This window comes from Methylomonas sp. MED-D (assembly GCF_050276835.1).
GTDB lineage: Bacteria > Pseudomonadota > Gammaproteobacteria > Methylococcales > Methylomonadaceae > Methylomonas > Methylomonas koyamae_A.
Genome location: NZ_CP189965.1, coordinates 981921 through 992910, shown reverse-complemented (window position 1 = coordinate 992910; position 10990 = coordinate 981921). Strand labels below are relative to the sequence as shown.

10 protein-coding genes and 1 pseudogene are annotated in these 10990 nt (G+C 59.3%); 8 read left to right on the top strand and 3 right to left on the bottom strand.

Features of this window, described 5'->3' with window-relative positions; translation table 11 throughout:
* Window positions 1-582, top strand: coding sequence for a lytic transglycosylase domain-containing protein (locus ACQE3E_RS04445; protein WP_409521091.1), 582 nt, complete (start codon window positions 1-3; stop codon window positions 580-582).
* A 5-nt stretch (window positions 583-587) separates the two neighbouring features.
* A complete protein-coding gene (locus ACQE3E_RS04440) occupies window positions 588-1445 on the top strand; it encodes an HDOD domain-containing protein (protein WP_064026102.1) in 858 nt (285 codons plus the stop codon).
* A 13-nt stretch (window positions 1446-1458) separates the two neighbouring features.
* Here ACQE3E_RS04440 and ACQE3E_RS04435 read toward each other — a convergent pair.
* Window positions 1459-2037: pseudogene (locus tag ACQE3E_RS04435) on the bottom strand (Maf family protein).
* A gap of 68 nt (window positions 2038-2105) precedes the next feature.
* Between ACQE3E_RS04435 and ACQE3E_RS04430 the strand changes: the two are divergent.
* The 6 genes from ACQE3E_RS04430 (at window position 2106) to fabG (ending at window position 6559) form a co-directional block, all read left to right on the top strand.
* A complete protein-coding gene (locus ACQE3E_RS04430) occupies window positions 2106-2618 on the top strand; it encodes a YceD family protein (protein WP_313728949.1) in 513 nt (170 codons plus the stop codon).
* 1 nt (window position 2619) lies between these two features.
* Complete coding sequence (gene rpmF / locus ACQE3E_RS04425) at window positions 2620-2802, top strand: 50S ribosomal protein L32 (RefSeq protein WP_064026096.1); 183 nt, start codon at window positions 2620-2622, stop codon at window positions 2800-2802.
* Window positions 2803-2886: 84 nt separating this feature from the next.
* Window positions 2887-3915, top strand: coding sequence for a phosphate acyltransferase PlsX (gene plsX / locus ACQE3E_RS04420; RefSeq protein ID WP_082885389.1), 1029 nt, complete (start codon window positions 2887-2889; stop codon window positions 3913-3915).
* Window positions 3912-4880 carry a beta-ketoacyl-ACP synthase III gene (locus tag ACQE3E_RS04415; protein WP_168031983.1) on the top strand — a complete coding sequence of 323 codons (969 nt, stop codon included), beginning with the start codon at window positions 3912-3914 and terminating at the stop codon, window positions 4878-4880. Before plsX ends, ACQE3E_RS04415 begins: the two co-directional genes overlap by 4 nt.
* 1 nt (window position 4881) lies before the next feature.
* Window positions 4882-5838 (top strand): ACP S-malonyltransferase, encoded by a 957-nt coding sequence (fabD, locus tag ACQE3E_RS04410; protein ID WP_427501263.1) that lies wholly within the window; start codon window positions 4882-4884, stop codon window positions 5836-5838.
* Window positions 5831-6559 carry a 3-oxoacyl-ACP reductase FabG gene (fabG, locus tag ACQE3E_RS04405; protein ID WP_071155215.1) on the top strand — a complete coding sequence of 243 codons (729 nt, stop codon included), beginning with the start codon at window positions 5831-5833 and terminating at the stop codon, window positions 6557-6559. The genes fabD and fabG overlap by 8 nt, the downstream gene beginning before the upstream one ends.
* Window positions 6560-6619: 60 nt before the next feature.
* Here fabG and ACQE3E_RS04400 read toward each other — a convergent pair whose 3' ends face one another.
* Window positions 6620-7549, bottom strand: coding sequence for a response regulator (locus ACQE3E_RS04400; protein WP_427501262.1), 930 nt, complete (start codon window positions 7547-7549; stop codon window positions 6620-6622).
* On the bottom strand, window positions 7546-10923 hold the full coding sequence (locus ACQE3E_RS04395; RefSeq protein ID WP_427501261.1) for a hybrid sensor histidine kinase/response regulator: 3378 nt from the start codon (window positions 10921-10923) through the stop codon (window positions 7546-7548). Before ACQE3E_RS04395 ends, ACQE3E_RS04400 begins: the two co-directional genes overlap by 4 nt.
* Between the last annotated feature and the right edge of the window lie 67 nt (window positions 10924-10990).

Here is a 10990-nt window from a genome sequence, read left to right as displayed (position 1 = left end):
ATGGCGATGAAACGCTTGCCCGCCGCTTGGTTTCTGCTGTTCGCCGTCGGGTCGGGTCAGGCCGATATCTACAAATACGTCGCGCCTGACGGCCGGGTGTATTACACCGACGAGCCGAAAAAAGGCTTCGACTACCGGCTGATCATCCGCACCCGCCCCAAAACTTACAATCACGATCTAAAATATCTGTCGGCGAACAAAAGCAAGTTCAACGACTTGATCGCCAAAGCCGCCGCCAAGCATCAGATGGACCCCAAATTGTTGCATGCGGTGATTCAGGCCGAATCGGCCTACAACCCCAATGCCGTGTCGTCCGCCGGAGCCGTCGGCTTGATGCAGCTGATGCCGGACACCGCGCGGCGTTACGGCGTCAGCGACCGGCGCGACGCCGAACAAAACGTGGACGGCGGCACCCGCTACCTGAAGGATCTATTAGCGATGTTCAATTCCAACCTGAAATTGGCCGTGGCCGGTTACAACGCCGGCGAAGGTGCGGTGATGAAGTATAACTACACGATTCCGCCCTACCCCGAGACTCAAAATTATGTCCAACATGTGATGTCGCTCTACGGAAAAGGCTAGTGCCCGTGTCCTCGCTACAAAGTCTGGTCAACGACACGACCAAGCTGTTCTCGCTGCCGGACATCTATTTCCAACTCAACGAAATGGTGCGCGATCCGCGTTACACGATGACGGATTTCGGCAAGGTGATTTCCAAGGACCCGGCACTGAGCGCCCGGCTGCTGCGCATCGTCAACAGCCCGTTTTACGGTTTTCAGTCCAAGGTAGACACAATTTCGCGCGCCATCACCATTATCGGCGTCGACGATCTGAACAATCTAATCCTGGCAACGTCGGTCGTCGACGAATTCAGCCGGATTCCCTGCGAGCTGGTGGATATGACCGCCTACTGGATGCGCAGCGTGCACTGCGGCGTCATCGCTCGGCTGCTCGCCAAACGCAGCGGCGTGTTACACGCCGAGCGGCTGTTTCTGGCCGGCCTGCTGCACGACATCGGCTCGCTGGTGTTGTATATACGAATGCCGGACGCGGCACGGACCGTATTGCTGGCGGCCAACCACGACCGCGGCTTGGTACCCGGCTTCGAATACCAGATTATCGGCTTTACCCACGCCGACGTCGGTCAGGAACTGCTGAAAAGCTGGGGCCTACCGGAATCCCTATACGAAACCGTCGGCTGCTACCTGGAACCGAATCGCGCCTTGGTCCACAAACTGGACGCTCACTTGCTACACATCTCGGCCCTGCTGGCCGATAGCGGTCGCTACGCGGACGGCGTCGAGGCCACGGCGGCGATGCTGTCGGAACAATCGCTGTCGCTGACCCGGCTGAGCCGCGAACAAATCATCGCCTTGATGGGACAGGTGGAAGGCGAATTCATGCACATGTTCGAATTGCTGTCGCCGGGCAAGCGCTTTCACTAAAGTTCGCGCTACCCTACAAAACCGAAACGCCGGCCTGTTCCAGTAACGTGGTCAGTTTGATCAGCGGCAAGCCGATCAAGGCATTCGGATCGTCGCCGACGATTTTTTCGAACAGCGCGATTCCCAATCCCTCGGACTTGAAACTACCCGCACAATCGAACGGCTGTTCGCGATCGACGTAACGCTCGATTTGCGCCGGCGTCAGTGGCCGGAAATGCACTTGGCAGACATCGAGATCTCACCAGCAGCGGCCGGAACCGGCGTCAAGCAAACAAACCGCAGTGTAAAATGTCACGACCCGACCGGCTTGAAGGGCGAGCTGCCGAATCGCCCCCTCCCGACCACCGGGTTTGCCCAGGGTAGCACCGTCTATTGCCGCCGCTTGATCCGAGCCGATAATCAAGTGCTCTGGATACACGGCGCGCAAAGCCTGAGCCTTGGCCAACGCCAAGCGAGCCGTCAGGTCGGCCGGTGTTTCGCCGACCAGCGGCGTCTCGTCGACGTCGCTGGCGGCGACGGTAAATGCGAGCTGCAAGCGCGCCAGCAATTGCCGACGATAAGACGAGCCGGAAGCGAGAACGAGAGCGGACATGGCTAGGTGATTGTTTAATCGAGTGTTTGTTTGACGCGGCCGCGAGTAGTCTGTATCATTGTACAGTTATGTCAGACAAGTTTCCCGACCGTATCGATCCTCTGGTGTTCGCCGAAAGGCGCGGCACCGTGGCGGGCCAGCTCGCGCTAGCCCAATTCGAACGCTTGTCGGACTACGTTGTCGAGCGCGACGGCGCGGTGGACGTCAGGCTGGAATTCGACAAGGAAGGCAAGCGTGTCGTGTTGAGCGGCCAAATCGTCGGCACGGTGCAACTGGAATGCCAGTCCTGCCTGCAAGGCGTGGCCTGGCCACTGGACATTCGCTTCAAATTGGCCGTCGTCGCCACGCCGACCGAGGCCGAACGATTGGAAGATTACGAACCGATAGTGCTGGACGACGACAAAATCTCGCTACACGCGGTTGTCGAGGACGAAATCCTGCTGGCGATTCCGGATTTTCCCAGACACGAGCACCGCTGTCTCGAGCGCAACAGCTCCTCGGACAACGACTACACCGATAGCCGGACTAAGGCAGACAATCCTTTTTCCGTGTTAGCAAAACTTAAAAAAACTGGAGATTGAAATGGCAGTACAAAAGAGCAAAGTATCGCGTTCCAGACGCGGTCAACGTCGTTCACACGATGCATTGGTCGGCAAAACCCTGTCTCAGGACACCCTGACCGGCGAAACCCATCTGCGTCACCACATGACCCCGGACGGTTTTTACAAAGGCCGCCAGATCGTTGCCGGCAGAGACGAAGATTAATCTTCGCAAATTCACCATCACGTAAAGCCGACGGGTATTTCTGCTGTTGTCGGCTTCTTCCGACCACAGGAGTTAATCCCAAGCGTGAGCGTAACTCTCTCTATCGATGCCATGGGCGGGGATTTCGGACCGCAAGTCACGATACCCGCATCGCTGGTTTGTCTAAGAAAAAACCCGAAACTGAATTTGATCCTGGTCGGCGACGAGACCTTGCTGAAGGACAAACTCGGCTCGGCCCTGACCGAATTCGCCGGCCGGCTTAGCATTGAACATGCATCGCAGGTGGTGGAAATGGACGAACCGCCACAAAAGGCTCTGAAAAACAAGAAAGATTCGTCGATGCGGGTCGCGATCAACCTGGTTCAGGAAGGCCGGGCCGACGCCTGCGTCAGCGCCGGCAATACCGGCGCGTTGATGGCGACCGCCCGTTTCGTGTTGAAAATGATCCCCGGCATCGACCGGCCGGCCATCATTTCGACGCTGCCCTCCACCTTCGGCCACACCCATGTGCTGGACCTGGGCGCGAACGTCGATTCCAGCGCCGAGCACCTGTACCAATTCGCGGTGATGGGCGAGGAAGTGGTCAAGGCGGTCGAAAACATCGAACGCCCCCGCGTCGGCCTGTTGAACATCGGCGAAGAAGACATGAAAGGCAACGAGCAGGTCAAGGCGGCCGCGAAATTGCTGGAAAATTCCGAGCTCAACTACATCGGTTACGTCGAAGGCAATTCGATCAACGCCGGCCATACCAAGGTCGATCTAATCGTCACCGATGGCTTTGTCGGTAACGTGGCGTTAAAATCGATCGAAGGTGCCGCGAAAATGATCAGTTCCAAACTCAAGGACAGCTTTTCGCAAAACTGGCTGACCAAGCTGGCTGGCCTGGTGGCCTATCCGGTGCTGAAACGCTTCAAGGACAGCATCGACCCGCGTCTTTACAACGGCGCCAGTTTCATCGGTTTACGCGGCTTGGTCATCAAAAGTCACGGCGGCGCCGACGCGTTGGCCTTCGAAACCGCGATCCATCTGGCCGAAGTCGAAGTGGCGCAAGGCGTCATCCGTAAAATCAGCGAAAAATTGGAAATCGCGCTAGCCCAAAAGGTTGTGGCATGACAATCTGGTCTCAAGTGATCGGCACCGGCGGCTACTTGCCCGAAACCGTCCGAACCAACGACGACATTTCAACGATGGTCGATACGTCGGATAGTTGGATCCAGGAACGCACCGGCATCAAAAGCCGGCGGATCGCCGGACCGGACGAAACCGCGTCCAGCATGGCCGAGATCGCCGCCCGTCAGGCGCTGGAGATGGCCGATCTGCCGGCCGACGCCATCGATATGATCATCGTCGCCACCGGCACGCCGGAGCGAGTCTACCCCAGCACCGCCTGCCTATTGCAGGAACGCCTGGGCATCAAGCGCGGCGTGGGTTTCGACATTCAGGCCGCCTGTTCCGGCACCGTCTACGCCCTCAGCGTCGCCGACCAATACATCAAAAGCGGCTTCGCCAAAACCGTATTGGTGGTCGGCAGCGAAATCTGCTCGCGTATCGTCGATTGGAGCGACCGCGGTACCTGCATCCTGTTCGGCGACGGCGCCGGCGCGATGTTGCTGAGCGCCGGCGACCGGCCCGGCATCCTGTCCACCCATATTCATTCCGACGGCGGCTACGAAGACCTGTTGTATTGCCCCAACCCGCAAGTCGCGGCGACCGCCAAGCAGGACGAAGCGCCCTATATCAGCATGCGCGGCAACGAAGTCTTCAAGGTCGCGGTCAACACATTGGGTCGCATCGTCGACGAAACCCTGGAAGCCAGCGGTTTGGCGCAAAGCGATATCGACTGGCTGGTGCCTCATCAGGCCAATACCCGCATCATCGCCGCCACCGCCAAAAAGCTGGGCATGTCGATGGACCAAGTCATCCTCACGTTGGAAAACCAAGGCAACACCTCCTCCGCCTCCGTGCTGCTGGCCTTCAACGAAGGCGTGCGCGACGGCCGTATTCAACGCGGCCAAACCGTGCTGATGGAAGCCTTCGGCGCCGGTTTTACCTGGGGTTCCGCTTTAATTCGGTACTGAAATGAATCCAAACGCACAAAGCTACAATCTGGCCTTCGTTTTCCCCGGCCAAGGCTCGCAAAGCATCGGCATGCTGGCCGCGCTGGCCGAAACCCACCCGACCGTCGAACACACCTTCGCCCAAGCCTCCGAAGCACTGGGATTCGATCTGTGGAATCTGGTCGCCAACGGTCCGGAAACCGACCTGAATCAAACCCGCAACACCCAGCCGGCCATGCTGGCGGCGGGCGTCGCGGCTTGGCGGGTTTGGTGCGAAACCACCACGATCCGTCCAGCCTGGATGGCCGGCCATAGCTTGGGCGAATACACCGCCTTGGTTTGCTCCGGCGCGCTGAATTTCCAAGACGCGATCAAACTGGTCGCCGAACGCGGCCGCCTGATGCAGGAAGCCGTGCCGGCCAGCGAGGGCGCGATGGCGGCCATCCTCGGCCTGGAAGACCACCAAGTAGTTAACACCTGCGCCGAAGTAGCCAACGGTGAAATCGTCGCGGCCGCCAATTTCAACGCCCCCGGCCAAGTCGTGATTGCCGGCGCCGCCGCAGCGGTCGATAGAGCCATCGACGCTCTGAAAGGACTGGGCGCCAAGCGCGCGTTAAAACTGCCGGTCAGCGTCCCCTCGCACTGCGGTTTAATGGAAGCCGCGTCCGGCCAACTGGCGGCGTTGCTGGAAAACACCGCGCTGGACATGCCGGCGATGACGTTGATCCACAACGCGGACGTCAAATCGCACGGCTCGCCGGAAGTCATCCGCTATGCGCTGAAAGAACAACTATTCAAACCGGTGCGCTGGGTCGAGAGCGTCAAATTCATGCACGAACAAGGCGTGACCGCCTTTGTCGAATGCGGTCCCGGCAAAGTGCTGCTGGGCCTGAACAAACGCATCGCCCCGGACGCCGCCCACTTGGCGGTCTACGATCCGGACACCCTAGCCAACGTTGTGGAGCAATTGAATGGATAAAAAAATCGCCATCGTCACCGGCGCCAGCCGGGGTATCGGCCGGGCCATTGCCGAAAGACTGGCCGCCGACGGCTTCCACGTGCTGGGCACCGCCACCTCCGCCGCCGGCGCCGACGCCATTTCCGCGTATTTGGGCGACAACGGCAAGGGCTACAAGCTGAACGTGGCCGACGCCGCCGATATCGAGCACTTCGTCAAAATCAGCGGCGACGAATTCGGCACGCCGGCCGTGCTGGTCAACAACGCCGGCATTACCCGCGACAACTTGCTGATGCGGATGAAAGACGAGGAATGGGACGACATCATCGCCACCAATCTGACCTCGGTGTTCAGAATGTGTAAAGCCGTCTCGCGCGGCATGATGAAGGCCCGGTACGGCCGCATCATCAATATCTCGTCGGTGGTCGGCTCGACCGGCAACGCCGGCCAAACCAACTACGCCGCCGCCAAGGCCGGCATGGTCGGTTTCGCCAAGTCGATGGCCAAGGAAGTCGGCTCGCGCGGCATCACCGTCAACACCGTCGCGCCGGGTTTCATCGATACCGACATGACCAAGGAATTGGGTGCCGACATCAAAAACAGCCTGTTGGGCGCGATCGCGCTGGGCCGCCTCGGTCAGCCGGAAGAAATCGCCCACGCGGTATCCTTCCTAGCCTCGGAGCAAGCCTCCTATATCACCGGCGAAACCCTGCACGTCAACGGCGGCATGTACATGCCCTAAGCCGGCGATCGCCCGCGCCGAAGAGCCCGCCGCCGATCCGGCCGCGGGCTTTTTTATGGCTCAACCGCTCTGCAATGCCGCTGCAACCGCCGCCGCGCGGGTCGAGACGCCGAGTTTTTCGAAGATGTGTTCCAGATGCTTGTTGATTGTGCGCGGGCTGCTGCCGAGGATGATGCCGATTTCCTTGTTGGTTTTGCCGCGAGCAATCCACATCAGAATTTCGGCTTCGCGGAAGGTCAATTTCAAGCGCTCGCGCAATTGTTCCGGATTCCAGGCCCCGTCGTCCTCGCGCCTGAGCAACAACAGGTATTCGTCCGGGTGGTGGCACACGCCGATCTCAACGCTGAAGCCAGTTGCTGCGCCAAAGCTTTCCTCGTCCGGCGCCTTGGCGCCGTCGCCGCGCCAGTTGGCGAACCAGGCCAACAAGCGGCCCGGCAACGCGTCGCCGAGTCCGCACGCCCCCGCCTCTCCCTGCCCGCGCTTAAAATCCGCCAGCCAGGCGGCGGCGGCCGTCGTCAACCAGACGATCCGGCCGCCGGCATCGACCGCCAGCGCGGCGAATTCGCCGTCGTCCAGCACTCCTTCGGCCCGCAGCAGATTGCGGGTTTGAGTCAGATGCACTTCGATGCGCGCCAGCACTTCGGCCGGCCGAATCGGTTTGACGATGTAATCCAGCGCGCCTTCGCCGAAACCGCGCAACAAATGGTCCAGCTCGCTAAGGCCGGTCATGAACAACACCGGAATCGCGGCGGTGGCCGGATCGGCTTTCAGCCGGCTACAGGTTTCGAAGCCGTCGATGCCGGGCATCATCACATCCAACAAAATGATGTCGGGTTTGACGTATTGAATTTGTTCGATCGCCGAGCAACCGTCGGTGGCGACCAAGACCCGGTAATTGGCTTCCGACAAGGTATCTGACAACAGAGCCAGATTGCCCGGCGTATCGTCGACGATCAAGACCGTGCCACTACTGCCATAGGTGCCGTTCATCGTGCCTCCTGCGTTTTCGGGTTCATGTTCAACAATTTGCGTAGTTCGCCGACCCGGAACTCGCCAGCCAGTGTTTTCAGTTTGGCAAAATAGCCGGCATAGTCCGGATGCGCCGCGGCCAGTTCGTCCAATTGCTTTTTTAGGGCCAGCAGATCGCCGATCCTTACGCAATCGACACAGCCCTGCAACAGAGGTTCCGGCGGCACCGCCAACGCCGCCCGAACGCCCGGTTCGACCGCCGCGACCTCGTCGCGGTACAGCCAGCTCAGCGCCAAATACAATTTCAATTTGTCCATCAAATCGCCCACCCGGACCGGCTTGGCCAGAAAGTCGTTGCAGCCGGCATTCAGCGCCGCCAGCCGGTCGCTGGGATAGGCATTGGCGCTCAGTACGATGATCGGCATCGCCCAACCCTGCTCGCGCAGCCGGATCGCGGTTTCGATGCCGTCGATACCGGTCATCGAAATGTCCAACATCACCAGATCGGGACATTGCTCGGCTACCCGAACCAGGCATTCCTCGCCCGAATCCGCTTCGCAAACCTCGAAGCCCAAGGGCTCCAACAAAGCCCGCAGCAAATCGCGATGCTCGCGCTGATCGTCCACCGCCAAAATCTTGCGGCGGACGCCGTGATAGCCGACGATGTCCGCGCGCGGTTCCGGCTCGGCATCGACGTTCAAACTCGGCAACAGCAGGCGCACGCTGAAGGTCGAGCCCTCGCCGAGTCGGCTTTTCACCGTTATTTCGCCGCCCATCACTTCGGTCAAGATCTTGCTGATCGTCAAACCCAAGCCGCTGCCGGCCACCGCGTTGCCGGTCGGCTGATTGAGCCGGGTAAAGGGCTGAAAGATATTTTGCAATTGCTCATCCGCTATGCCGGCGCCGGTATCGATCACCTGAAAATTGACAACGCCGCCGCTATAGCCTATCCGCAACACGATTTCGCCTCTGTCGGTAAACTTGACCGCGTTGCCGAGCAAGTTGATCAAGATCTGCCCCACCCGCTTCTCGTCGCCGCGCACTCGCTGCGGCAGGGTGTTGCCGATCTGGCAAACGAAGCGCAAGCCCTTGTCCTCGGCCTGTGCCTGGTAGGTATGCACCAAGTGCTCGATGAACAACGGAAAGTTAAAGGCTTCCTGCTTCAGATCGAATTTGCGCGCCTCGATCCGGGCAATATCCAGAATGTCCTCGATCAATGCGCATAAATGCTCGCCGCTCCGCTTGACGGTATCGACGGCCTGGCGCCGGTGTTCCGGAATGCTGGGGTCTTGGTTCAAAATATGGGCGTAACCGATGATGCTGTTCAGCGGCGAGCGGATTTCATGACTCATGCTGCTCAGAAAACGGCTCTTGGCCTGATTGGCGGCGTCGGCCATTTTCAGCGCTTGTTGTAATTTCAAGTCGGTTTTCTGATGCTCCTCGATTTCCTGCAACAGGAGCTGGGTCTGTTTGGCGGTTTCCTCTTGCGCCACCTTGCGGCTCTCGGCGTTCAAGATCAGCCACCAAGTGCATAGGCCGATGAACACCAGCAACGAGGCGTATATTTTCAGGAAATTGTTCAGCAATAACTGGAAGGCCGGCCAATCCTGGCGAATGCTCAACAAATCCTGGTAGTAAATGATGCTGACGAAAATCCCGGTCAACACTGACAGAAACACAAACAACAAACCGAAGCGCAACAGCCGCAGGCGCACGTACAGACTCAAAAAATTCGGCAAACCGCGTTTGGCGAGGCGTTCCAAATAATCGTCGAAGCGATAGCCGACCTTGCAGGCGTCCAAACAGCGCGCGTCCAACGTGCAGCACAACGAACAAATGCTGCCGGCGTAGGCCGGACAATAGGCCACGTCGTCGTGTTCGAACTCATTCTCGCAAATCGAACAAGTGTTGCGGGCGTAGCGGTTGTGTTCGTCGCGATCGCGCGCCAGATAATGTTGGCCCTTGCTCCACCACGCCAGCAACGGCGCCAGCGCGAACGCGAGGCCCAGCGCGATGAACGCCGAAAAGGCTTTGGGCCATTCGCCGAACAAACCGACGTAAGCCAGTATCGACACCACCGACGCGACGAAGGTCGCCACCATGCCGACCGGATTCAGGTCGGACAAATAGGCCCGCTTGAACTCGACTTCCTTCGGACTCAAGCCCAGCGGCTTGTTAATCATCAACTCGGCCGCGACCGTGCTGATCCAGGCGATCGACATATTCGAAAACAGCCCCAGCACCTTTTCCAGCGCGCCAAACACGCCGAACTCCATCAACAGCAGCGCGATCATCACGTTAAACAACAACCACACCACCCGGCCGGGATGGCTGTGAGTCAGCCGCGAGAAGAAATTGGACCAGGCCAGCGACCCGGCGTAGGCATTGGTGACGTTGATCTTGATTTGGCTCAACACCACGAACAAGGCGGTCGCGGCCAAGGCCCAGCGCGGGTCTTCGAATAGTTCGTTGTACGCCACCAGATACATCTGGGTCGGCTCGTGGGCATGTTCCGGGGCGATGCCGTGGCGTATCGCCAAATGGGCCAACAAGGCGCCAAGCAACTGCCTGAGCACGCCGAATACCACCCAGCCCGGCCCGGCGCTCAGCATCGCTGCCCACCAGCGCCATTTGTTCTCGGCGGTCTTGTCCGGCAAAAACCGCAGAAAATCCACCTGTTCGCCGATCTGCGCCACCATCGAACAGGCCACCGTCGCCGCGCTGCCGAACAGCAGCCAATCGAAGCCCTGACCGCTGCCGGCGATCCAAAAATAGGTCTCCAACGTCATCAACGCTTCCGGCTCGGTCCGTGCCACCGCGATATACGGCGCGATCAGCAAGGCCAGCCACACCGGTTGGGTCCACAACTGCATCCGGCTGATCGTGGTAATCCCGAAGGTCACCAGCGGAATCACGATCAGCGCGCTGATCACGTGGGCATAGGCCAGCGGTATTTGAAAATACAACTCCAGCGCCAGCGACATGATCGAGGCCTCCAACGCAAACAGCGTGAAGGTAAACGAGGCGTAAATCAGCGAGGTCACCGTCGAACCGATGTAGCCAAAGCCGGCGGCGCGGGTCAGCAAGTCGATGTCGATATGAAAGCGGGCCGCGTAATAGCTGATCGGCAGCGAGGTGATGAAGATCACCACGCCGACCGCGATGATCGCCCAAAAGGCATTGGTGAAGCCGTAGTTGATCGACAAAAACCCGCCGATCGCTTCCAGCACCAGAAACGAGGTCGAGCCGAAGGCGGTATTGGCGACTTCGAACTCGGACCATTTACGGAAGCTGCGCGGGGCGTAGCGGAGCGCGTAGTCTTCCAGGGTTTCGTTGGCGACCAGCAGGTTGTAGTCGCGGCGGATTTTGGTGATGTTTTGGTGGATGGCTTTCATATGTTGTGTCGCTGACGCGACGGGTGATTTAATGCTGGTTCGCGGACCGACAGCCGCGATACTTTTC